The sequence below is a fragment of the Streptomyces buecherae genome (assembly GCF_014295035.1).
Classification (GTDB): Bacteria; Actinomycetota; Actinomycetes; order Streptomycetales; family Streptomycetaceae; genus Streptomyces; species Streptomyces youssoufiensis.
The window spans coordinates 4,202,678-4,225,704 of record NZ_CP060404.1 but is presented as its reverse complement, the minus strand read 5'-3'; the positions used below and the strand labels follow the sequence as shown (position 1 = coordinate 4,225,704).

Sequence of the window (23,027 nt, the reverse complement as noted above, 5' to 3'; positions counted from 1 at the left end):
TGGGGCGTGGTTCCGCCGCCGGCGTCTGCGGGGGCGCTGGTGTCGGCGGTGGGGCTGGGGACGGCGGTGGTGCCGTACGCCGCGTACGCGCCGCTTGAGGGGCCGCGCGCCGTGTCGTACGCGGGGCGCGCGGCCCCCGTGGCGGGCGGCTGCTGCGGGGTGCTCTCCGTACCCGGCGCCGCCCCGGGCGCGGGGTCGGTGGGCTCGGCCGGGCCGGGGGTCGGCGCGGAGGGCGTCGCGGGCCCCTGCCAGGAGCCCCGTGGCAGCCCGAACCAGGAGTCGGTCGTCGTATGCGTGCCCGTCGGCTCCGCGCCGGTGGCGTGCGGGCCGGCCGGGTACGGGCCCGGGCCCTGGGCGTGCTCGGTCGGAGGTGCGGACGGGGCGCGGCCAGCGACGGGCTCCACCGGCGCACGCCCGGCCCGCGCACCGGCGCCCCCGGCGGCCCGAACCCCCGGCCGTTCGCCCGCCTGATCGCCCGGTTGGTCGGCCGCCCGATCGGCCGCCGGGGAGCCCGCTGGGTCCCCCGCCTGGTCGGCCGCCGGAGAGTCCGACGTGCCGTCGCCGGCCGGCCCGTCGTCCCGGGGCTCGTGCCGCGCTGACGCGCTCGCGGGGGTCCGGCCCACCGGGCTCTGGTGCGCCGCGGGGTCGTTCGCCGTGGGCCCGTTCGCCGCCGGTTCGCTCGCCGCGATCCCGGGGCCCGGTCCGCCCTGCTGGTTCTGCCCGCCCCGCTGGTCCGGGGCCGGGTACCCGCCGGCCGGGTAGGGCCCCGTCGCGTAGGGCCCGGTGGCGTAGGTCTCGGTCGCGTCCGGCTGCGCCGGCCGGTCGTAGGCCCCGTACGCGTCGTACGCCTCCGCCAGCGCGTGCGGGTCCGTGTGCTGGACGAGGCGGGCGCCGCGCGGGATCGGGGTCGGGGCGGTCGGGCCGTCGGGGCCGAAGCCCGGTGGCAGCGGTCCGAGGTGGTCGAAGACCTCGACCGCCTCGTCGTCGAAGTCGGGCTCCGGCAGCAACTCCATCGCGGAAAGGAGCGCTTTGCGGGCGCCGTTCGCGGTACGGAAACGGGCCTCCGGATCGGGCAGGAGGAGGTTCGCTATCACCTGCCACAGCGGTTCCGGAATACCGTCGGGCGCATTCGGCACACCGTGTTCCGTAAATCGCTCGATGAGCGCTTCCGCGTCCGGCTTGCGTCCGCTGAGGAGATACAACGCCACCAGTCCGACCGTGAACAGGTCGGCCGGAAAGTCCGGCTCGGCGCCGAGAATCTGCTCGGGTGCGAAATAACCCGGCGTGCCCACCACGAAGTTGGTATCCGTGAGCCGGGGTTCGCCCTTGGTCATGGCGATACCGAAATCCGAGAGCCGCACGTGGGGGCGGCCCGTTCCGGTGGCTTCCAGGAGCACGTTGGCGGGCTTGATGTCCCGGTGGATCACGCCCTCCCTGTGCACCGCCTCGACGCCGGAGAGCAACTGGTCGAGCAGCGTGCAGACGTAGGAGGGCGGCAGCGGCCCGTAGTCGCCGATGAGGTGCGCGAGCGAGCCGCCGCGCACCAGGTCCATGGTGAACAGCACCTTGTCGTCGTCCGCGGCCCAGCTCGCCGGGGCCAGCACGTGCGGATGGTCGATCCGCAGCGCCTGCTCCCGTACGAACCTCAACAGCGTGTGGGCGTCGCTCTGTTGGAGCACCTTGGCGGCGACGTAACGCGCTCTGCGATGGTCCCAGGAGCGCCATACCGCGCCCACCCCGCCGCGGCCGATCGGATCGACCAGCTCGTACCGACCAGCGAAGATCTCACCCATCGCGCCCCGACCGTCCACTCGCCCATCGACTCGACCCGGCCCGACTCAGTGCGACTGGCCGGCCGGTGCGGACCTCAACCCTGGTGTGACTCGTAGTGGGCCACCGCGTCCGCGGTGCGGCCCGCGCCGTACACGCGGAGGAACTCTGCCAGTTCGGGGTGGGTCGGGGTGAGGGAGTCGGCGGCATCGATGATGTCTCCGGCGGCGGCGACCGACCGCAGCAACGACTGGATCTCGCGCACCACGCGGCGCACGGTGGGAGCGCCGCTGCTGGCCGTGGTCTGCGAGGTGTTGTTCAGTACGGACCCGCCGGCCGACTTCTTGACCTCCTCCATCCGCTCGGCGGCCTCGGCCGCGCTGACCCGCCCGTCCGCGACCTGGCTGGACAGCTCCTGTAGCGCCTGCACCCGCTGCACCACGGCCGGGTTGCCGATCTTCGCCCGCTGGCCGCTCATGAGCTGCGACAACATCGGCGCCGAGAGCCCGAGAACGGAGGCGAGGCGGGCCTGGTTCAGCCCGAGATCGTCGATCAGACGGCGGAAGAGAGCGCCCAGCGGTTCCCCGTACCAATTGCGTTGCAGGTCTCGTGCGCGGGCGGTGGCGTCCTGCTGTGCTGCGTCCATCTCGCTCTCCCCTTCGCTGCCGCGAATCTTGCGTGGCATCCTACGGAGAGCGGTACGTACGAGCGATACCCGGTCGGGAAAGCTATCGGGTAACGGGTATCCTGATCCGCGAAGGGGCCTTAGCTCAGTTGGTAGAGCGCCGTCTTTGCATGGCGGATGTCAGGAGTTCGACTCTCCTAGGCTCCACTTCACGAAACCCCTCTGACCTGCGGAAACGCGGTTAGGGGGGTCTTTTTGTCGGGTGTTTTCCGTGCGGTGGTCAAAGCGCGGTGGGCTACCTCGTGCTGACACCGCCGCGTTATCCCGGGATGGGGTGGGGACAGGGCGGCGGTGGGTGTTTGTGGAGACCTTGTGATTACTTCCGGCGACGCCCGGGAGGCGACGCGCTGATCGCCTGTTTCCGAAGCTGGTGGACAAGGCCGGTACCGCCCGCCGCCCCCGACACCGGGCCCGGCCGGCGCCGTCAGGGCACCAGATTGGTGAGGCCGATGTCGAGGTCGAACGGGACGGTCGTCTTCAGTCGGGTTCGGTGGATGCCGGTGGGCACGTAGGCGTGGGTCATAAGGTCGAGCTCGTAGGTGTGCACGGCGGGAGCGCCGGCTTCGTCCTCGACGCGCCAGAAGTGGGCGATCCTGGCCTGGGCGTACTTGAAGGGCTTGAGGGAGCGGTCGCGGTCAGCCGACTCCTCCGAGACCACCTCGATGACGAGAGCGACGTCGTCGGGCGCGTACCAGGTGCGGTCGGGGCGGTAGGCGGCGGTGGTCACCAGGATGTCGGGTTCCGGGCGGCTCTTGTTGTCGAGGCGGACGGTCATCTCCCGCTCGACCTCGTACCCGGCGGGGGCCGCCTGGCGCAGGGCGAACGTCATGTTCTCCACCAGTCGGGAGTGCCAGGACCGCTGTGGCGACATCATGAAGATGAGGGCTCCGTCGATCAGCTCGGTGTGCCGCGGTGCTTGCGGAAGGTGGTCCAGGTCGTCGGCCTCCCAGCCGCTGGGCCTGGGCGGGATCATCCAGTCGGGGAGTCCGATGGTCACGGCTTCCTCCAAGCGCTGCGTAGGGAGCGAATCAGGGGCCTGGTCGCCGAGGCGCGGACACGGGCCAGGCACCTGGTCTCAGCGTAGTTGTTGCCGCTTCCCGGCGAGCGGGGCCCGGCGCTCTTCGACTCCCGGAGTAGGCGCCCGCGACGGCGTATCCTGCCCGCGCCCGTGCCAGGCCCGGCGACGGGGGCTGCCGGTTCGCCGGGCCCTCACCCGTCGGCCGACGCGGATGTCGCCGGCAACTCCACCCTGACCCGCAATCCGCCGGCGGGGCGTGGGGTGAGGGTGAGGGTGCCGTCGTGGGCCTGGGTGATGGTTTTGGCGATGGCCAGGCCCAGGCCGACGCCGGCCTGGTCGGTGTGGATGCGGTCGGTGCCGCGCCGGAAGGGTTCGGTGAGGGTGGCGACCAGTTGCGGGCTGAGGCGCTCGCCGGTGTTCTCGACGGTGAGCGTCACGGTCCGCGGGCCGACTTCGGTGTGCGCCCACACGCCGCCGTCGGCGGGCAGGTTGTGCACGATGGCGTTCTGCACGAGGTTCGTGACCAACTGGAGCAGCAGGGCGGGCGATCCGGTCGTGGGGGCGATATCGCCGCGGGTCTCCAGGGTGACGCCGTGCTTCTCCGCGAGCGGGAGCAGCGTCTCGGTGGCCTCCTCCGCGACGAGGGAGAGGTCGACGGGTTCCCGGGTGAAGGACCGTTGGCCCGCGCGGCTGAGGACGAGGAGCGCCTCGGTGAGGTCGATGGCCCGGGTGTTGACGGTGTGCAGGCGGTCGACGAGCGCGCCGGTGTCGTGGTGGGGGTCGGCGCGGGCGACGTCGATGAGGGTCTTCGAGATCGCCAGCGGGGTGCGCAGCTCGTGCGAGGCGTTGGCGGCGAACCTCCGCTGCTCCTCCACGTGCGCTTCGAGCTGCGCGAGCATCGTGTCGAAGGCGTCGGCGAGTTCGCGGAACTCGTCCTCGCGGCCCGGGAGGCAGATCCGGTGGGAGAGCGATCCGGCAGCGGCCGTACGGGTGGCACGGGTGATGCGGTCCAGGGGGGCGAGCATGCGTCCGGCGAGGAGCCACCCTCCCAGCAGGCCGAAGACCAGGAGGAACACCATGACCAGGGCCGCCGTCGGGGCGAAACCCTCTACGAAGAGGATGCCCGGGGTCTCTCGTACGGCTCCCGACTCGTTGGTCTGCAGCCACCCCGCGCGGAGCATGTACACCCCCACCGCGACGAGCGACAGGAGGCCCGCGACCATCAGGAACCCGGCGTAGCTGAGGGTGAGTTTGAGGCGGACGCTCAGTCCCGGGCGCCTATCCATGGCCGCCGCCTCCGGACCCGGTGCCCGCGGCCGTGTCGATGCGGTAGCCGACGCCCGGCACGGTGGCGATGATCCCGGGTTCGCCGAGGCGTTTGCGCAGCGCGGAGACCGTGATGCGCACGGCGTTGGTGAACGGGTCGGCGTTCTCGTCCCACGCCCGTTCCAGGAGTTCTTCGGCGCTGACCACACCGCCTTCGGCGGCGACGAGGACTTCGAGTACCGCGAACTGCTTGCGGGTGAGCGCGACGTAGCGGTCGTCGCGGTAGACCTCGCGGCGGAACGGGTCCAGGCGCAGGTCCGCGATCTTTCGTACGGGGGGTCGGGCATGGGCCCGCCTGCGGTCGAGCGCCCTGAGCCGGAGTACGAGTTCCTGCAGCTCGAACGGCTTGGTGAGGTAGTCGTCGGCGCCGAGGCCGAAGCCGGAAGCCTTGTCGTCGAGGCGGTCGGCGGCGGTGAGCATCAGGATCGGCATGCCGCTGCCGGAGGCGACGATGCGCCGGGCGACCTCGTCGCCTGAGGGTCCTGGAATGTCGCGGTCGAGGACGGCGATGTCGTAGCTGTTGACGCTGAGCAGCTCCAGTGCGGTGTCGCCGTCACCCGCGATGTCCGCGGCGATGGCTTCCAGGCGCAGGCCATCGCGGATGGCTTCTGCCATGTAGGGCTCGTCCTCGACGACCAGAACACGCATGCTCCTCAGGTTAGGAGCCGGCGCCTATCGTCCACGTATCGAAAACCGCATACGCGCCGGCAACACCACGCTGCCTTGACTGGGCGCATGGCGTACAGCGAACCAGCACGAACAGCAGCCAGGGCCCCGGTCCGCCCCTCGGTCGGGCCCCTGGCGCGGCCCTCGGTCCGACCCTCGGTGCAGCCCTCGGTCCAGTCCGCGGTGCCCGCCTCCTCCGTGGCCGGCGGGAGGCGGACGTGCGGCTGACCGTCGGGCGGATACTCGCCACCGAGCACTTCGCGTTCGTGCGGACCCAGCGATCGGTCAGCTTCCTGCAGACCCCGGCCTGGGGCCGCGTCAAGACCGAGTGGCGCAGCGAGTCCCTCGGCTGGTTCGACGGCGGGCGGCTGGTCGGCACCGGGCTCGTACTGCACCGCCCGGTGCCGCGACTCGACCGCTACACGCTGGCCTACCTGCCCGAGGGACCGGTCATCGACTGGAGCGGCGACCTCGCCCCGTGGCTGGACCCGCTGGCGACGTACCTCAAGGCGCGCGGCGCGTTCGCGATCCGGCTCGGCCCGCCGGTGTGCACGGACACCTGGAGCGCCACCCAGGTGAAGGAGGGCATCGCCGACCCGGGCAGCCGGCACCTCACCGACCTGCCCAGCCGGTACGTCGACCCGGTCGGTGCCAGCGTGACCAGCCGGCTCAGGGACGCCGGCTGGCGGTCACAGAACCCGCGGGACGGGTTCGGGGTCGGACACCCGCAGTTCAAGTACGAGGTCCCGCTGGCCGGCAAGAGCGCGGACGACGTGCTCCGGGGCATGAACCAGCAGTGGCGCCGCAACATCAAGAAGGCGGCCAAGGAGGGGGTCGAGGTCACGGTCGGCGCGGACCTGAGGGCCTTCCACGACCTCTACGTCCACACCGCGGAGCGCGACCGCTTCACGCCACGGCCGCTGCGTTACTTCGAGACCATGTTCGCGGCGTTGAGCGCCGAGGACCCCGAGCGGATCAAGCTCTACCTGGCCCACCACCAGGGCGACCTGGTCGCCGCCAGCATCCTGATCCGCGTGGGCGGGCACGCGTGGTACTCGTACGGCGCCTCCTCCACCGCCAAGCGCGAGGTGCGCGGCTCCAACGCCTGCCAGTGGGCGATGATCCGCGACTCGCTGGCGGCCGGCTGCGACGTCTACGACCTGCGCGGCATCACCCCCACCCTGGACGCCGACGACCCGCACGTCGGGCTGATCCAGTTCAAGGTCGGCACCGGCGGGCAGGCGGTGCGGTACGTCGGCGAGTGGGACCTGCCGCTGCGGCCCGGCGTCTACCGGGCCTTCGACTTCTACATGCGGCGGCGCGGGCGCTGAGCCTGGCTCACCGCTTCGCGCGGCAGCGGTTGCCGGCGCGCGGCCTGGGTGGTGCGAGGTGCCCTGGCCAGCGTGGGCCCCGGCTCCCGGGCCCCGGCCCTCGGCCGCCGGGGCCCACGTACCCGACTACGTCCACGTACCCGTCCACGACCGCCTACGCGTTCGTGGACGCGTCCACGTCCGCGTCCGCGCTCGCCTGGTCAGGTGAGCGCGGCGGCGACCAGGTCGAGGCGGGCGCCGCGCGACGCCTTGACGAGGACGACGTCGCCCGCGGCGAGGTGGCCGCCCAGCCAGTGGATGGTCGCGTCGTTGTCGGCCAGCGGTACCGCCCGTTCGCCCGCGCCGTCGGCGACCGGGCGGGCGCCGTCGCCGACGGCGACCACGACGTCGGCCCGGGCGGCGGCGTACGCGCCGACGGCGCGGTGCTCGGCCTCGCTGGCGTCGCCGAGTTCGAGCATCTCGCCGAGTACGGCGATGCGGCGCTTGCCCTCGATCGCCGCCAGCGCGTCCAGGCCGGCGCGGGTCGAGTCGGGGTTGGCGTTGTAGGAGTCGTTGAGCAGCCTCGCGCCACCGGTGAGGTCGCGCAGTTCCATGCGCCACCGCGACAGCGAGGCGGTGGCGAGCGCCGTCGTGGCCATGGTGAGCGGGACACCGGCGGCCAGCGCCGCCGCCGTGGCAGCCGCCGCGTTGAGCGCCTGGTGGGCGCCGGGGACCGACAGCGTGACGGGGGCGGAGGCGGCGGAGGTCCGTAGCGTGAAGGTGGGTCGGCCGAGGTGGTCGAGGGTTGGGTCGAGGGCCCGCACGGTGGCGCGGGCGGTCCGGCCGAAGGTGAGCACCGGCCCTTCGGTGAGCGAGCGCATCGCGAGCACCCGGGGGTCGTCGGCGTTGAGCACGGCGATGCCGCCGGGCGCCAGCCCCCGCACCAGCTCGCCCTTGGTCCGCGCGATCGCCGCGCGCGACCCGAACTCGCCGATGTGGGCCTGGCCGACGTTGAGGACGACGGCGATGTCGGGCGCGACCAGGGCGGTGAGTTCGGCGATGTCGCCGACGTTGCGGGCGCCCATCTCCAGGACGAGGAACCGGGTGGTCTCGTCGGCGCGCAGCATGGTCAGCGGAACGCCGAGCCCGTTGTTGAGGGTGCCGATCGTGGCGGTCGTCGGGCCGGCGCCCGTGAGGATGGCGGCCAGCAGGTCCTTGGTGCCGGTCTTGCCCTGGGAGCCGGTCAGCGCGAGCACGGTCAGGCCGTCGCGCAGCCGGCCCACGACGTGCACGGCGAGCGCCTGGAGCGCGGCCCGCGCGTCCTCGACGACGACGGTGGGCAGCGGCGTGGGCCGGGAGCCGAGCACCGCCACCGCGCCGGCCCGGCCGGCCTGACCCGCGTAGTCGTGCCCGTCGACGTGGTCGCCGGCGAACGCGACGAAGAGGCCGCCCGGCTCGGCCTGCCGGCCGTCGAGCACGGCCGGCGCGGTCACGGTCACGGAGCGCTCGCCCGCGACCGTCCCGCCGACGATCTCGGCGATCGCGCCGAGGCTGAGCGGGATCATGACCGCACGGCGCGCGGGCCGCGGCGCGGGGACAGGCCGGTGGGGCACCTGCCGGAGCGGATGGTGGCTGATTCGTTGAACGGCATGCCGCCAGTCAAGGCGGTCGGGCATATCGCCGGCATATCGAAAAGCCCATACGTTCCGGCAACGCCGCGCCGCGTTGACTGAGCGCATGACCAACAGCAAACCGGCCCACATCGCGATATTCGGGTGCGGCCCAGATGAGGCCGTTTTGTTCCGAGAACTGGCCCCTCGTTTCGGCGTGACGACGACCATCACCGAAGCACCGGTGACCGAGGCCAACAGCGAATTGGCGGTGGGTAGCCGATGCGTCAGCGTCGGCCACAAGGCACCCGTATCCCGGGCCACGCTGCGCGCGCTCGGCCAGGCCGGCGTGGCGTACGTCTCCACGCGGAGCATCGGATACAACCACATCGACGTGGAATACGCCGCCGGCCTCGGCATCTCGGTCGGAAACGTCAGCTATTCGCCGGACAGCGTGGCCGACTACACGTTGATGCTGATGTTGATGGCGGTACGGGACGCGAAATCCATTATCCGTCGGACGGACGTACACGATTACCGGGCGAGCGAAGCGCGCGGGCGTGAGCTGCGCGACCTGACCGTCGGAGTGGTGGGCACGGGGCGTATCGGCGCGGCGGTCGTGGACCGGCTGCGGGGATTCGGTTGTCGAATACTGGCCCACGATCCCCACCCTGGGACCGACGCCCGTTACGTCCCGCTCGACGAATTGCTGGAGCGCAGCGACCTGGTCTCGCTGCATACGCCGCTCACCGCGCGGACCCACCACCTGCTGAACCGGCGGCGCATGGCGCGGATGAAGCGCGACGCGCTGATCGTCAACACGGGACGCGGTGCCCTCATCGATACCGAAGCCCTCCTCCAGGCCCTGGAGAGCGGCGAACTGGGCGGCGCGGCGCTGGACGTCCTCGAAGGGGAGGAGGGCGTTTTCTACGCCGACTGCCGGAACAAGCCCATCGCGAGCAAGGCGCTGGTGCGCCTGCAAGAGCTGCCGAACGTGCTGATCAGCCCGCACACCGCGTACTACACGGACCACGCCCTGCGCGACACCGTCGAGAACTCCCTCACCAACTGTCTGACATTCGAAAGCGAGAACCGGCATGGCTAGGTTGAAGGTCGGGATTCTGTTCGGGGGGCGTTCCGAGGAACACCCGATATCCATCAAGTCCGCGTGTGAGGTCGCCCGAAACCTCGACGTCGAGAAGTACGAACCCTTCTACGTCGGGGTCACCAGGAGCGGCGCGTGGCGGCTCTGTGACGGGCCCGCAGCGGACTGGGAGCGCGGCGACTGCCGTCCGGCCGTGCTCACGCCGGACAGCGGTGTGCACGGGCTGCTCGTCGAGGAGCGGGGGCGGTACGAGAAGGTCAGGCTGGACGTCGTGGTGCCCGTGCTGCACGGCACGCTCGGCGAGGACGGCGCGATCCAGGGCCTGCTGGAACTCTCCGGCATCCCCTACGTCGGCTGTGACATCCAGAGTTCCGCGCTGTGCATGGACAAGTCCCTCACCTATCTCGTCGCCGCGAGCGCCGGAATCGCCACACCGAAGTTCTGGACCGTCGCTGCGCACGAGACGTTCGACGCCACGCGGCTCAGCTACCCGGTCTTCGTGAAGCCCGCCCGCTCGGGGTCGTCCTTCGGCGTGACGAAGGTGACCGAGGAAGCGGAATTGCGGGGCGCGGTGGACCTCGCACGGCGATATGACGCGAAGGTGCTGATCGAAGAGGCCGTCGTCGGCAGCGAGATCGGATGCGCCCTGCTGGGGAACGGGCCGGACGTGGTCACGGGCGAGGTGGACCGCATCGCCCTGTCGCACGGTTTCTTCCGCATCCACCAGGAGGACGCGCCGGAGACCGGTTCCGACAACTCGAAGGCGATCGTGCCCGCCGACATACCGGAAGAGGCACGAGCACTCGCCCAGGAAACGGCCAGGGCCGTATACCGCGCCCTGGGCTGCGGCGGGCTGGCGCGAGTGGACATGTTCCTCACGGAGGACGGCGAGGTGGTCCTCAACGAGGTCAACACCTTTCCCGGGATGACCTCGTACAGCCGCTATCCGCGCATGATGGCGGCGGCGGGCCTTTCGATGTCCGAGGTGATCGACCGTACGGTGTCGCTGGCGTTGGCGGGGGAAAACCGATGAGGGACGACTTCGTCTTCGTGGACGAACTCATACCCGGAATACGGTGGGACGCCAAGTACGCCACCTGGGACAACTTCACCGGAAAGCCGGTGGACGGGTACCTGACCAACCGCATCGTCGGTACGAGGACCCTGTGCGCGGCGCTGGAACGTGCCCAGGAGAAGGCCGAGTCCCTCGGCTTCGGCCTGGTGCTCTGGGACGGCTACCGCCCTCAGCGCGCCGTCGACTGCTTTCTGCGCTGGTCGCGACAGCCGGAGGACGGCCGGACAAAGGCGCGGCACTACCCGAACATCGACCGGGCCGAAATGTTCGAAAAGGGGTACGTGGCCGCCAAGTCGGGTCACAGCCGAGGCAGCACCGTCGATCTCACGCTGTACGACCTGACCACCGGCGAACTCGCCCCCATGGGCGGCGGCCACGACCTGATGGATTCCCTCTCCCATCACGGCGCGGCGGGAATCACCCAGGCCGAAGCGACGCACCGGGAACACCTGCGTTCGATCATGGAGGCTTGCGGATTCGCCGCTTACGCGTGCGAGTGGTGGCATTACACGCTGAGGGCGGAGCCTTATCCGGACACGTATTTCGACTTCCCCATCACGTAGGCGCACCGGGCCGTCGAGCGGGCACCCGTGGCCGTGCTCGCCCGGGCGCCCGCGTAGCGCCCGTAAAAGCGGGGGACGGTCGGCGGGGGGCCGGGACATCATGCCTGGCGTGGACCTGACGAAGAAGGCGACGGGCCGGGCCCGTACGCGCTGGGGCGTGCTCGCCCAGCGGGACTTCCGGCTGCTGTGGGTGGGCGAGACCGCGAGCGGCTTGGGCAACGGCATCACCGCGGTGGCCCTGCCACTGATCGCGGTCGAGGTGTTGGACGCCAGCTCCACCGCCGTCGGCCTCCTCGCCGCCGCGGTGTGGCTGCCCTGGCTGGTGGTGGGCTTGCCGGTGGGCGCGTGGGTGGACAGGACACGCAAGCGTCCGCTGATGCTCGCGTGCGACCTGGTGTCCGCCGCGGCCCTGGTGAGCATCCCCGTGGCGGCGTGGCTCGGCGCGCTCACGTACGGACACCTGGTCGGCGTCGCGCTGGTGTGCGGCACGGCGGCCGTGTGCTTCGACCCGGCCTACCACGCGTACATACGCACCGTCCTCGACGGGCGGGACCTGCTCGAAGGCAACGCCAAGCTCCAGGGCAGCGAGGCCGCGACCCGAGTGGTCGGTCCTGGCGCGGCGGGGCTGCTCGCGCAGGCGTGCGGTGCGGTGGCCGCGCTCGTGGCCGACGCGGTGACGTTCCTGGTCTCCGCGTTCTGCCTGCGACGGATCGCGGTGGTCGAGCCGGACCGCGCCCCCGAAGCCGAACGGGTACCCCTGCGGCAGCAGATCGGCGAGGGACTCCGCTTCGTGGGTCGGGACCGGTACCTGCGGTCGATGGTCGCCTGGGGAGCCGTGATCAACATGGCGCTGATGGGCTACCAGGCGGTGCAGGTCGTGTTCCTGGTGCGCACCGTCGGGTTGAACCCGGCCATGGTCGGCCTGTTGCTGACCGGCGGCAGCGCCGGCGGCATCGTGGGGGCACTGGTGGCGACGCGGGCCACCCGGCGGTTCGGCACCGCGCGCGGCCTGCTGCTCCTCCAGGCCGTCACCGCGCCGTTCGTGCTGCTCCTGCCGATGACGACGGCCGGGCCTGGGCTGCTGCTGTTCGTGGCGGGGGCGTTCACCGTCGGGATCGGCGTCTCCGTGGCCAACGTCGTGGTCGGCAGCTTCCGGCAGAGCTACTGCCCGCCCCACCTGCTCGGCCGGGTCGTGGCGACGGCCATGGTGATCAACCACAGCACCATCCCGCTCGGCTCGCTCGTCGGCGGCGTGCTCGGGGACGCCGTCGGCTACCGCACCACCATGTGGATCATGACGGCCATCGTGGCCCCGTCCTGGCTCATCCTCGCCGTGAGCCCGATGCGCCGCCAGCGCGACCTGCCCCGGGAACAGGCGGGATCGGACACGGAACCGCGGGCGGAGACGGGCGCGTGGGCGGGGGCGGACGCCGAGGCGATCGGGCAGGCGCGGGCGGACGTACCGGCCGCGCCCACGCCGGAGCGCGCATCCGCCTCGGACTAGCCCGCCGCCCCGGGCAGGGCGGCGCGAGCCCCGCTGTGTGCGCCCGCGCCCGGCTCACCCGGCTCAGCCGCCCTCGCGACGCGCACGCGCCCCCGCGCCGGCGGGGACCCTTGTCGGGCGCCCGCCGGCGCGGCGGTGGTTCGCGCGTCAGGACTTGTCGCGCTTCGCGGCGTCCGCCGCCGCCTGCTTGGCCTCGACCTCCGGATCGAGCCCGTCCCGCTCAGCGCGCTCGGCCGGCGTCAGGGCCTCGCGGTCGCCGACCTCCGTCGCGGCCGGCGGCTCCACCAGCCAGTCCGGGTTGGCCTGCTTGTCCCACCACTTCCACGCGGCGTACGCCCCACCGGTCAGCAGCCCCAGCACGACGAACCGCTTGGCGAACTTGCCCCGGCGCGCGCGCCGGCGCTGCTTCTTCTGCAACCGCTCGACGTCGGCCGCGGTGATCTGGCCACGGAGCGCGGCCAGGGCCGCGCCGCCGCGCGCCGCGGCCTCCTCGCGCACCGGGTCCGTGGCGGCGCGGGCGTTGGCCAGCGCGCTCTCCACGCGGGGGCCGGTGTAGTCGGCGGCCTGTCGCGCGGCCCTGCGGGTGCGGGCCGCGGCGCGGTGCGCGGCGCGGTCCACCGTGGGCGGCACGGCGCCGCGCGCGTGCTCGATGCGCGGGGCGAGGCGGCTGTGGTACTGGTCGCTGGCCGTCGCCCGGGCCTGCTGCGCCGCGTGCGACACCTTCGGCGCGAGCTTGGCGCGGGCTTCGTACGCGTAGTGCACGGCGGCTTCCTTGGCCTGGCTGGCGTGTGGCCCCACCACCTCCACCGCGTGGCGGACGCTCTCCTTGGCCGGGCCGGTCGCGTCTCGCACGCTGTCCTTGCGGGTCACGGAATTTCCTCCTCCTCGGTGGCGTATCCGGGGTCCGTCAGACGCCCCTCGACGCTTAGGTCGCCTTTCCACCCATTTGCAGATCATGCCTGCTCGTTGATCGCCGGGCACCTGCGGTCGGGCATCCGGGTCACGGGGGCCCTGCGCGTACAAGGCTACGGAAAGGGGCGCCGCGCGCTGTTTCCGGCGGCTACTCGTCTCCCCGGCGTCCATGCGAGGATCGGGAGACGTCCAGTGAGAACTATGGAAGGTAGATCGTGGCTGAGCAGCTCTACGCCACCCTGAAGACCAACAACGGGGACATCGAGGTCCGGTTGCTGCCGAACCACGCACCCAAGACGGTCAAGAACTTCGTCGAACTCGCCGAGGGAACGCGCGAGTGGATCGACCCGACGACCGGCAAGGCGTCCAAGAAGAAGCTGTACGACGGCACGGTCTTTCACCGGGTGATCAGCGGCTTCATGCTCCAGGGCGGCGACCCCCTGGGCAACGGCACCGGCGGTCCGGGCTACAAGTTCGGGGACGAGTTCCACCCCGACCTGTCGTTCAACAAGCCGTACCTGCTGGCCATGGCGAACGCGGGCCCGGGCACCAACGGCTCGCAGTTCTTCATCACCGTCTCGCCCACCACGTGGCTCACCGGCAAGCACACCATCTTCGGTGAGGTGACCAACGACGCCAGCAAGAAGGTCGTGGACGCCATCGCGAACACGGAGACCAACCCGCGCACCGACCGCCCGGTCAACGACGTGGTCATCGAGTCCGTGGTGATCGAGACCCGCGAGGGCTGAGCACCGCGCCACTTCGCCGCACCATCCGCCGCGCCGCCCCGGCCCCGCCGGGGCGGCGCGGCGTGGGCGGCACCACCGCGCGCCCGTCCGGCCGGGCGCCGACCGACATCGGGCGCGGGGGCGAGGAACCATCCCGCCCCGCCCATCCGTACACCCCACAGGTGGGTGGTGCGGCGGCCGTACACTGCCCGGCGCACGGGCACCGGGGGAGAGGTAAGGGGAGACCATGGAGGACCAGGCGGTCTGCTGCTACCGGCACCCGGAGCGGGAGACGGGGGTCAGTTGCACCCGCTGTGACCGGCCGATCTGCCCCGAGTGCATGGTCAGTGCCTCGGTCGGCTTCCACTGCCCGGAGTGCGCGGGCGGGGCCCACGCCAGCGGCGGCGGCGGGTCGTCCGGCAGCGGCCTGCGGCGGCCGGCGAGCACCCAGCCCCGGACGATCGCGGGCGGCTCGCTCGCGAGCGACCCCCGGCTGATCACCAAGATCCTGTTGGCGATCAACGTGCTGGTCTGGATCGTCGTGCTGTCCAACGGCAACCAGATGATCAACGACTGGGCGATGGTGGGCGAGTGGCCGCCGTCCGACTCCGGTTTCACGCCGGTCCAGGGCGTCGCCGAGGGCGAGTGGTACCGCCTGCTGACGGCCACGTTCCTGCACGAGGAGGCGTTCCACATCGCCTTCAACATGCTCTCGCTCTGGTGGCTCGGCGCCCCGCTGGAGGCGGCGCTCGGCCGGGTCCGTTTCCTGGCGCTCTACCTGCTGTCCGCGCTCGGCGGCAGCGCGCTCAGCTACCTGCTGGCCGACGCCTCGCAGGCGTCGCTCGGCGCCTCCGGCGCGATCTTCGGCCTGCTCGGCGCCACGGCCGTGCTGATGCGCCGGCTCAACTACGACATGCGCCCGGTCGTCATCCTGCTGGCGCTGAACCTGGTCTTCACCTTCGCCTGGAACGACATCGCCTGGCAGGCGCACATCGGCGGCCTGATCGTGGGCACCGCGGTGGCCTACGGCATGGTCCACGCCCCGCGCGAGCGCCGCGACCTGGTGCAGGCCGGGACCTGTGTGGCGGTGTTCCTGGTCATCCTGGGCACGGTGCTGCTGCGCACCGCGCAGCTCACGGGCTGAGCCCGGCTCGAGCCCGCGCGGGCGGGTACGCGCGGGCGCGCGGAAACCCTCTTAGTGGCTGGTCCACGGTGGTTGTCCACAGCGCGCCGCGTGTCCTGTGGGAACGTCTGTCCAGGTGCGTACGGAGGGGCGTTTCCGCAGGCAGGCGCGGTATGGGCGGTAGCGGGCAGGGCTCGGATCGGTCACACCGGCGTCAACATCGCGCAGGTTATCCACAGATCGTCGTAAGTTTTCCCCACTGTGGATCGCTCTGTGGATAACTCAGGTCAGAGCTTGCCTGCCCGGGCGCGAACACCGCGCCCGCGGCGCATCCCGGGGGCGACCGACCCTGCCACACCGGGCCCGGACTCCGCCACCTCGCGTACGCACGCGGCGACGGGGACAACGACCGGCAGCGGCCGGCGCCGCCCCCACCGGCGAGCAACGCCCGACGAGTAGCACCCGACGAGCAACGCCCGGCGCGCTCGTCCCCTCGCGCTCGCCCAGCGTGGCGCTGTCACACGACGAGCGGCTCCGGGCCCGCGGGCGGCGTCACGCGGGCGAGCGGCGCTCAGGCGGCGGGCGGCGTCAGGCAGCGCGTGGCGTCACGCGGCGTGCGGTGCACGCGACGAGCGGTGCCACGGCGTCATGCGGTGTGCGGCTACTTCCACTGCGTCGAGACGACGAACCCCGCCGCGATGAAGCCGAACCCGACGACGATGTTCCAGTTGCCGATCGGGTCGATGGGCAGGCTGCCGTCGGTCACGTAGAAGACCACGATCCAGGCCAGGCCGATCAGGAACATGGCCAGCATCAGCGGCGCGACCCAGCTCCGCCCGCTGTTCAGATTTATGGTCGTGGCCTGCTTCGCCGACGGCGGCGTGAAGTCGTCCTTCTTGCGGATACGTGACTTCGGCACGAGGAACTCTCCTGTCGATGCGCTGCGTGACCGCGCGGAAACCTAGTGGGACGGGGCGCCGGGAGCACTGAGCGGGGAGCACTTCCTTTCTCCCGGGCGTCCGTTAGCGTAGTGCTTCCGCGGCGTCGAGAGAGATAAGGGTACGTTGAGTAATTCAGCCGACTCCCCTGGACCGGCCCCTCGGCGCTTCGCTTTTCGCCCGATCCGGTTGTTGACGATCGCCATCTTCGCCCTCGCCGGGCTTATTTTCTGGATCAGCTTCAACACCGCCCAGGGCACCAACATCCGCAGCGACGAGTCCATGCTGCGGCTGTCGGACCTCATCCAGGCCCGCAGCGACAAGAACGCCGCGCTGGACGAGAAGACCGCGAAGATGCGCTCCGACGTGGACGCGCTGCTGCACCGCGACGACGACCGCAGCGCGGCCGACGAGGAGCGGCTGCGCGCGCTGGAGAAGGCGGCGGGCACCCGGAAGCTGCGCGGCAGCGCGGTCACGGTCACCCTCACCGACGCCCCGCCGAACGCCACCCCCAGGATCTCCGGCGTGCCCGACCCGCAACCCAACGACCTGGTCATCCACCAGCAGGACCTGCAGGCCGTCGTCAACGCGCTGTGGCAGGGCGGCGCCGAGGGCATCAGGGTGATGGACCAGCGGCTGATCTCCACCAGCGCCGTGCGCTGCGTCGGCAACACGCTGATCCTCCAGGGCCGCGTCTACTCCCCGCCGTACAAGATCACCGCCGTGGGCGAGGTCTCCGCGCTGCGCGACGCGCTCCGGGAGTCCCCGGCGATCCAGAACTACCAGGAGTACGTGAAGGCGTACGGCCTCGGCTGGCAGGTCGACGAGCACGACGCGGTGACGCTGCCCGGTTACTCCGGCACGGTCGACCTGCACCACGCTCGCCCCGCCGACTAGCGGCGCGCCGCCACCCCCGCGCCCACCGGGCGGCCCGCCCCCCACGCGCCCCAGGCCGCCGGCGCGTCCCGCCCCGCGCGCGACGCCCGGCCCCCGAAGACCGCCGGCGCTCCCGGCAGCGACCGGTCCCCAAACGATCCCGGCCGTGCCCCGACCCGCCCCGGCTGTGCCCCGACCCGCCCCGGCGGGCCCGCGCGCGCCGCCCGGAGCATCCCCCACCTCTTGTCCGGCTGGCCCACGACCCCGCCACCGCGCCCCTTACCCTGGTTCCGCAAGCGACTCATCCATCGGCTCAACGGCAAGTAGGGGCGGCATGTACGGCTGGATCTGGCGGCACCTGCCGGGCAACGCGTGGGTGCGGGCACTGATTTCGCTGCTGCTCGTGCTCGCCGTCGTCTACGTGCTCTTCCAGTACGTCTTCCCGTGGGCGGAGCCGCTGCTGCCGTTCAACGACGTGACGGTTGATGAGTGACCGCGGCGACGGCAGGAACCGATACGGCAGGAACGGCAGGCACCCGATGACCGCGCGCATTCTCGTCGTGGACAACTACGACAGCTTCGTCTTCAACCTCGTCCAGTACCTCTACCAACTCGACGCCACCTGCGAGGTGCTGCGCAACGACGAGGTCGAGCCCGCGCACGCCGACGACGGCTTCGACGGGGTGCTGCTCTCCCCCGGGCCCGGCACCCCCGAGCAGGCGGGCGTCTGCGTGGACATGGTGCGGCACTGCGCGCGGACCGGCGTGCCCGTGTTCGGCGTGTGCCTGGGCATGCAGTCGATGGCCGTCGCGTACGGAGGCGTCGTCGGGCGCGCCCCCGAACTGCTGCACGGCAAGACCTCCGCGGTCACCCACGACGGCGCCGGCGTCTTCAGCGGGCTGCCGTCCCCCTTCACCGCGACCCGCTACCACTCGCTCTCCGTCGAGAACGGCACCTTCCCCGCCGAGCTGGAGGCCACCGCCTGGACCGACGCCCCGGGCGAGGGGCCGGGTGGCGGCGCGGGCGCGGGCCGCATCGTGATGGGTCTGCGCCACCGGGAACTGCCCATCGAGGGCGTGCAGTTCCACCCGGAGTCGGTGCTCACCGAGTGGGGGCACCTCATGTTGGCGAACTGGCTGACCCGGTGCGGCGACGCGGGCGCGGTGGAGCGGGCGGTGGGGCTGGCGCCGGTGGTCGGCAAGGCCGGGGCGTGACCGCACTGCGCCCCGACCGCGCAGCCGCCGCCCCCCGCCCGGGCCCGTCCGACAGCACGGCTCCGGCCGACTCGACCGCGACCACCGGCGCCGGAGCGACCGACACCGCCGCCCGGGACACCGCCGCCCGGGGCACCGCCGCCCGGGACACCACCGGTCCAGGCACCGCCGCCCCGGGCGCTGGCCGGCCCGCCGCCGGTCGGCCGTCCAACGAGGAGACGGTGGGCCTCCGCGTCCCGGGGCTGGTGCGTCGCGGCGCCCCGGGGCCCGGGCCGATGCCCCCGCTGGTGGACGCCGAGACGATGGCCCTGCGTCAGGCGCAGCCACCGCAGCGCGGGGAGTTCCCGCTCCCGCCCGAACGGCCGCGCCCGTCGGCCGGCGACGCACCCGGCGGTCGGGCCGCGCGGCGCAAGGCCGCCCGCAAGGCGGCGGGCCGCGCCGGCCGTCGCGCCGCCGCCCGCCGCGCGCCCGGAGCCGCCCGCGCCGGCCCGCCGGCCGTGGCGAACGCCGGGGCCGCGACCGGGCCCGCGGCGCCCACGACCCGGTTGGCGGCCCGCCGGGCCGAGCGGGCGCGCAGACCCGGCGTGGCGGCCATGGTCAGCCGGGGGTTGGGCGAGCTGTTCATCACCATCGGGGTGCTGATGCTGCTGTTCGTGGCGTACCAGCTCTGGTGGACGAACATCATCGCGCAGCAGCAGGCGCGGGAAGAGCGCGAGAAGTTACAGAAGCAGTGGGCGCAGGACGACAAGCGGGCGCCCGGGGAGTTCGAGCCCGGCGAGGGGTTCGCGATCATGTACATCCCCAAGCTCGACGTGGTGGTCCCGGTGGCCGAGGGGATCGACAAGCGGAACGTGCTCGACCGCGGCATGGTCGGTCACTACGGCACCGGAAAGCTCAGGACCGCCATGCCGTCGGACAGGCGGGGCAACTTCGCGGTCGCCGGCCACCGCAACACGCACGGCGAACCCTTCCGCTACATCAACCGGCTCCAGCCCGGCGACCCGATCGTCGTGGAGACCCAGGACGCCTACTACACGTACGAGATGGCCGCCATCCTCCCGGAGACCTCGCCGTCCAACATCGGCGTCATCGGCCCCGTACCACCCGGTTCCGGCTTCACCGGACCGGGGCGCTATCTCACGATGACGACGTGCACGCCGGAATTCACCAGTAAGTATCGAATGATCGTGTGGGGCAAGATGGTTGAGGAGCGCCCCCGCTCCCAGGGAAAACCGGACCCGCTGGTGCAGTGAGCGGACCCGGCGGACCGGGATGGGCGGTAGCTCGACCGAGGTGCGAGGGCACCCGGTGGCGAACCAGGAACGAGGTACGACGCGGTGGTACGGACCGACGAGGACGGCCGGGGCGAGCAGCCGGGCGGGCCGGGTGCGACTGCCGCCGCACCGCCGCGCGGCAGTCGCACCCGGAGCCGGATCGCGACCGCCGTCGGCGTCTTCGGCGAGCTGCTGATCACGGTGGGCGTGCTGCTCGCCCTGTTCGTCGTCTACTCGCTGTGGTGGACGAACGTGATCGCCGACCGGGAGGCGAAGAAGCAGTCCGACAAGGTGCGCGAGAACTGGGCCAAGGGCCCGGGCGCCCTCGACACCAGGGACGGCATCGGCTTCCTGCACGCCCCCGGCCTCAAGGAGGGCGAGATACTCGTCAAGAAGGGCACCGCCACCAAGACCCTCAACAACGGCGTCGCCGGCTACTACACCAAGCCGGTCAAGTCCGCGATGCCGTGGGACAAGAAGGGCAACTTCACGCTGGCGGCGCACCGCGACGGCCACGGCGCCAAGTTCCACAACATCGACAAGCTGGACGAGGGCGACGCGGTGGTCTTCGAGACCCGCGACGTCTGGTACGTCTACCGCGTCTACGCGAAGCTCCCGGAGACCTCCAAGTACAACGTGGACGTCCTCGCGCCGATACCCAAGGAGTCCGGCAGGAAAAAGCCCGGACGCTATCTCACCCTCTCGACCTGCACCCCCGTCTACACCTCCCGGCACCGTTACATCGTGTGGGCGGAGCTGGAACGCACCGAGAAGGTGGACGCGAACCGCACCGAGCCGGCGGAGCTGCGCTAAGCCCACGGGGCTCCCCCGCCCCCCGCCGGGCCCCGCCCCCCGCCGGAGCCACGCTCCACCCGCCATCGCGGCCTCCCGCTCTCCCGCTCCCGTGGCCTCCCGCTCCTGCGGCCTCCCCGCTCCCACGCGCCGCCCCGGAGCGCCCACGCGCCGCCCCAGGACGCCCGCTCAGCGCCCCGCGGCCCACCCCACGCCCCCAGCGCGCTCCACCCCGCTCCGCGCCGGCCACGGCGCGCCTGCGCCCGTAGCGCGCCCGACGCCCGCCCCGCACCGGGCGCGACCCACGACGAACGGCCCGCCGTCCGCGCCGAGGAGCGCGGACGACGGGCCGTCCGTCAGGTGATGTGGCCGGTGCCCGGGCGGCCCCGCCGGGGCCGCGGACCGCGCCTGGCACGGTGGCCGGAGGTCAGCCGAACCAGCCTCCGTTGCCCCCGTTACCTCCGTTGCCCCCGTTGCCGCCGTTCCCGTGCTCGCCGCCGTTGTCCCCGCCACCCGGCGTGCCGCCGCTGATCGTGGTGAGGTTCACCGCGGTGTCCTTCGGGACCTGGCTGCCGGCGCCGGGCTGCGAGAGCAGCACGATGGCGTTGTCGTCCTGCGGGCCCCTGATCTCGCCGACCCGCAGGCCGAGGCCCTCCAGGGTGGCGCGGGCGTCGCCGAGCTTCTGCTGGGTGAGCACCGGGACCTGGACCGGGGCCTCGCTCTCTTCGCCGCCGTCGCCCCCTTCGTCACCGCCCTCGTCGCCCTCCTCGGGCGCCTTGGCGATCGTCAGGGTGACCACGGACTCCGGCACCACCGGGGTGCCGCCGGTCGGGGTCTGGCTGATGACCGTGCCGGCCGGCTTGTCCGCGCTCTCCTGCTCCTGGGTCTCGACCTTCAGGCCCTGGCCCGTCAGGAGTTGCTTGGCCTCGTCGGCGGACTTGCCCATCACGTCCAGGACGGTGACCTGTTCCTTCTTCTTGGCCACCGTCAGCGTGACCTCGGTGCCCTTGCGGACCTTGGTGCCGCCGTCCGGGGTCTGGCTCAGGACCTTGCCGGCCTCCTGGTCGGACTCGGTCTGCTCGACGACCACCGTGAACTCCTTCTCCTCCAGGAGTTTCTTGGCGTTGTCGACCTGCTTCTCGGTGACGTCGGGCACCTCGACCTTGGTGACCGCGAGCCCCTTCGACAGCACCACCTCGACGGTGCCGTTCCGCTTGACCTCGGCTTCCGGGCCGAAGGCGGGCGTCTGCTCGCAGACCGTTCCCTTGGGCTGCTTGCAGAACTTCGCCTCGCCCTCCTCGATCGTGAAGTCGCCGTTCTCGGCCGTCTTCTGGGCCTCCGCGAGCGTCTTGCCGACCAGGTTGGGCACGTCGACCATGGCGTCGTTCTTCTCGCCGCCGAACAGCGCCTTGCCGATGAAGATCGCGCCCACCAGCACCAGGATCGCGGCGATGACCAGCAGGATCGTCGAGGTGTGGCTCTTCTTCTCGCCGCGGTGCCGATCCCCGCGCTCGTCGTAGCCGAAGCCGCCGTCGTCGTCGCGCGCGGGCGGCAGCATGGTCGTCTGCGCCGCGGCGTCCTGCGACCGGAGCATGGCCGTCGGCTGGTCGTCGCCGTAACCGACGGCGCCGAGCGCGGCCGTGGCCGCCACCGGCTGCCCGTCGAGGGCCGCCTCGATGTCGGCGCGCATCTCGTCGGCCGACTGGTAGCGGTAGTCCGGGTCCTTCACCAGCGCCCGCAACACGATCGCGTCCATCTCGGGCGTGATCTCGGGGTCGTACGCGCTGGGCGGCTGCGGCTCCTCGCGTACGTGCTGGTAGGCGACGGCCACCGGCGAGTCGCCGACGAACGGGGGCCGCACCGTCAGCAGTTCGTACAGCAGGCAGCCGGTCGAGTAGAGGTCGCTGCGCGCGTCCACCTGCTCGCCCTTGGCCTGCTCGGGCGAGAGGTACTGGGCGGTGCCGATGACGGCGGCGGTCTGCGTCATCGTCATGCCGGACTCGCCCATCGCGCGCGCGATGCCGAAGTCCATCACCTTGACCTGGCCGGTGCGCGTCAGCATGACGTTGGCCGGCTTGATGTCGCGGTGGACGATCTGGTTGCGGTGCGAGTACTCCAGGGCCTGCAGGATGCCGACGGTCATCTCCATCGACCGCTCGGGCAGCAACTTCCGCCCGGAGTGGAGCAGTTCGCGAAGGGTCGAGCCGTCGACGTACTCCATCACGATGTAGGGGATCGAGACGCCGTCGACGTAGTCCTCGCCGGTGTCGTACACCGCGACGATCGCGGGATGGTTGAGCGAGGCGGCCGACTGGGCCTCACGGCGGAACCGGGCCTGGAACGACGGGTCGCGCGCGAGGTCGACCCGTAGCGTCTTCACAGCGACGGTGCGGCCCAGGCGCGTGTCATGGGCGAGGTAGACCTCCGCCATGCCACCGCGGCCGAGCACCGAGCCCAGCTCGTACCGGCCGCCGAGGCGACGCGGCTCTTCCATAGCTTCTCCAGCCCTCTCCGTCATTCCCGACCGCACCGGTGTGG

Annotated in this window: 20 protein-coding genes, 1 tRNA gene and 1 pseudogene; 13 read left to right on the top strand and 9 right to left on the bottom strand. The window is 71.9% G+C overall.

The features are described from left to right. Positions 1 to 916 precede the first annotated feature (916 nt). A pseudogene (locus H7H31_RS16220) lies at positions 917 to 1,793 on the bottom strand (serine/threonine-protein kinase); the annotation flags it as partial. A 74-nt stretch (positions 1,794 to 1,867) separates the two neighbouring features. Then, positions 1,868 to 2,416, bottom strand: coding sequence for a helix-turn-helix domain-containing protein (locus H7H31_RS16215; RefSeq protein WP_176162927.1), 549 nt, complete (start codon positions 2,414 to 2,416; stop codon positions 1,868 to 1,870). A 113-nt stretch (positions 2,417 to 2,529) separates the two neighbouring features. On the opposite strand from H7H31_RS16215, the gene H7H31_RS16210 reads away from it, so the two are divergent. Continuing rightward, positions 2,530 to 2,602, top strand: a tRNA-Ala gene (locus H7H31_RS16210). 277 nt (positions 2,603 to 2,879) lie between these two features. On the opposite strand, the gene H7H31_RS16205 is transcribed toward H7H31_RS16210, so the two are convergent. The 3 genes from H7H31_RS16205 to H7H31_RS16195 all read right to left on the bottom strand — a co-directional run bounded on the left by H7H31_RS16205 (position 2,880) and on the right by H7H31_RS16195 (position 5,447). Beyond that, positions 2,880 to 3,428, bottom strand: coding sequence for a Uma2 family endonuclease (locus tag H7H31_RS16205; RefSeq protein ID WP_187062793.1), 549 nt, complete (start codon positions 3,426 to 3,428; stop codon positions 2,880 to 2,882). 236 nt (positions 3,429 to 3,664) lie between these two features. After that, the gene (locus H7H31_RS16200) at positions 3,665 to 4,759 is read right to left on the bottom strand and encodes a sensor histidine kinase (protein WP_187062792.1); all 1,095 of its coding nucleotides are present in this window, start codon (positions 4,757 to 4,759) and stop codon (positions 3,665 to 3,667) included. Next, positions 4,752 to 5,447 (bottom strand): response regulator transcription factor, encoded by a 696-nt coding sequence (locus H7H31_RS16195; RefSeq protein WP_187062791.1) that lies wholly within the window; start codon positions 5,445 to 5,447, stop codon positions 4,752 to 4,754. Before H7H31_RS16195 ends, H7H31_RS16200 begins: the two co-directional genes overlap by 8 nt. A 236-nt stretch (positions 5,448 to 5,683) precedes the next feature. Here H7H31_RS16195 and H7H31_RS16190 point away from each other — a divergent pair, with 236 nt between their 5' ends. Next, positions 5,684 to 6,796, top strand: a complete 1,113-nt coding sequence (locus H7H31_RS16190; protein ID WP_187062790.1) for a lipid II:glycine glycyltransferase FemX — start codon at positions 5,684 to 5,686, stop codon at positions 6,794 to 6,796. 200 nt (positions 6,797 to 6,996) lie between these two features. On the opposite strand, the gene H7H31_RS16185 is transcribed toward H7H31_RS16190, so the two are convergent. Continuing rightward, positions 6,997 to 8,340 (bottom strand): UDP-N-acetylmuramoyl-tripeptide--D-alanyl-D-alanine ligase, encoded by a 1,344-nt coding sequence (locus H7H31_RS16185; protein ID WP_187062789.1) that lies wholly within the window; start codon positions 8,338 to 8,340, stop codon positions 6,997 to 6,999. A 172-nt stretch (positions 8,341 to 8,512) separates the two neighbouring features. Between H7H31_RS16185 and H7H31_RS16180 the strand changes: the two genes are divergently transcribed. The 4 genes from H7H31_RS16180 to H7H31_RS16165 all read left to right on the top strand — a co-directional run bounded on the left by H7H31_RS16180 (position 8,513) and on the right by H7H31_RS16165 (position 12,632). Beyond that, positions 8,513 to 9,490, top strand: coding sequence for a D-isomer specific 2-hydroxyacid dehydrogenase family protein (locus H7H31_RS16180; protein WP_187062788.1), 978 nt, complete (start codon positions 8,513 to 8,515; stop codon positions 9,488 to 9,490). Continuing rightward, positions 9,483 to 10,523, top strand: coding sequence for a D-alanine--(R)-lactate ligase (gene vanA, locus H7H31_RS16175; protein ID WP_187062787.1), 1,041 nt, complete (start codon positions 9,483 to 9,485; stop codon positions 10,521 to 10,523). Before H7H31_RS16180 ends, vanA begins: the two co-directional genes overlap by 8 nt. After that, entirely contained in the window at positions 10,520 to 11,128 is a 609-nt protein-coding gene (gene vanX, locus H7H31_RS16170; RefSeq protein ID WP_187062786.1) for a D-Ala-D-Ala dipeptidase VanX, read from the top strand. The genes vanA and vanX overlap by 4 nt, the downstream gene beginning before the upstream one ends. A 109-nt stretch (positions 11,129 to 11,237) precedes the next feature. Continuing rightward, positions 11,238 to 12,632, top strand: coding sequence for an MFS transporter (locus tag H7H31_RS16165; protein WP_232109894.1), 1,395 nt, complete (start codon positions 11,238 to 11,240; stop codon positions 12,630 to 12,632). A 147-nt stretch (positions 12,633 to 12,779) separates the two neighbouring features. Here the strand turns inward: H7H31_RS16165 and H7H31_RS16160 are convergent, their stop codons facing one another. Continuing rightward, positions 12,780 to 13,502, bottom strand: a complete 723-nt coding sequence (locus H7H31_RS16160; protein ID WP_187062784.1) for a DUF5324 family protein — start codon at positions 13,500 to 13,502, stop codon at positions 12,780 to 12,782. A gap of 257 nt (positions 13,503 to 13,759) precedes the next feature. On the opposite strand from H7H31_RS16160, the gene H7H31_RS16155 reads away from it, so the two are divergent. Next, complete coding sequence (locus H7H31_RS16155) at positions 13,760 to 14,293, top strand: peptidylprolyl isomerase (protein WP_176162937.1); 534 nt, start codon at positions 13,760 to 13,762, stop codon at positions 14,291 to 14,293. 226 nt (positions 14,294 to 14,519) lie between these two features. Next, the gene (locus tag H7H31_RS16150; RefSeq protein ID WP_187062783.1) at positions 14,520 to 15,416 is read left to right on the top strand and encodes a rhomboid family intramembrane serine protease; all 897 of its coding nucleotides are present in this window, start codon (positions 14,520 to 14,522) and stop codon (positions 15,414 to 15,416) included. A gap of 640 nt (positions 15,417 to 16,056) precedes the next feature. Here the strand turns inward: H7H31_RS16150 and crgA are convergent. Further along, the gene (gene crgA / locus H7H31_RS16145; RefSeq protein ID WP_176162939.1) at positions 16,057 to 16,314 is read right to left on the bottom strand and encodes a cell division protein CrgA; all 258 of its coding nucleotides are present in this window, start codon (positions 16,312 to 16,314) and stop codon (positions 16,057 to 16,059) included. Positions 16,315 to 16,459: 145 nt separating this feature from the next. Between crgA and H7H31_RS16140 the strand changes: the two genes are divergently transcribed. From H7H31_RS16140 to H7H31_RS16120, 5 genes are all read left to right on the top strand, one after another. After that, positions 16,460 to 17,230, top strand: coding sequence for a DUF881 domain-containing protein (locus tag H7H31_RS16140; RefSeq protein ID WP_187062782.1), 771 nt, complete (start codon positions 16,460 to 16,462; stop codon positions 17,228 to 17,230). 313 nt (positions 17,231 to 17,543) lie between these two features. Beyond that, the gene (locus tag H7H31_RS16135; protein WP_176162941.1) at positions 17,544 to 17,702 is read left to right on the top strand and encodes a hypothetical protein; all 159 of its coding nucleotides are present in this window, start codon (positions 17,544 to 17,546) and stop codon (positions 17,700 to 17,702) included. 46 nt (positions 17,703 to 17,748) lie between these two features. After that, positions 17,749 to 18,423 carry an aminodeoxychorismate/anthranilate synthase component II gene (locus H7H31_RS16130; RefSeq protein ID WP_187059894.1) on the top strand — a complete coding sequence of 225 codons (675 nt, stop codon included), beginning with the start codon at positions 17,749 to 17,751 and terminating at the stop codon, positions 18,421 to 18,423. Then, on the top strand, positions 18,342 to 19,676 hold the full coding sequence (locus tag H7H31_RS16125; protein ID WP_232110312.1) for a class E sortase: 1,335 nt from the start codon (positions 18,342 to 18,344) through the stop codon (positions 19,674 to 19,676). The genes H7H31_RS16130 and H7H31_RS16125 overlap by 82 nt, the downstream gene beginning before the upstream one ends. Positions 19,677 to 19,760: 84 nt before the next feature. Continuing rightward, entirely contained in the window at positions 19,761 to 20,510 is a 750-nt protein-coding gene (locus H7H31_RS16120) for a class E sortase (RefSeq protein WP_187059893.1), read from the top strand. A gap of 406 nt (positions 20,511 to 20,916) precedes the next feature. Here H7H31_RS16120 and pknB read toward each other — a convergent pair whose 3' ends face one another. Then, positions 20,917 to 22,983, bottom strand: coding sequence for a Stk1 family PASTA domain-containing Ser/Thr kinase (gene pknB / locus H7H31_RS16115; protein WP_187061304.1), 2,067 nt, complete (start codon positions 22,981 to 22,983; stop codon positions 20,917 to 20,919). Positions 22,984 to 23,027 lie beyond the last annotated feature (44 nt).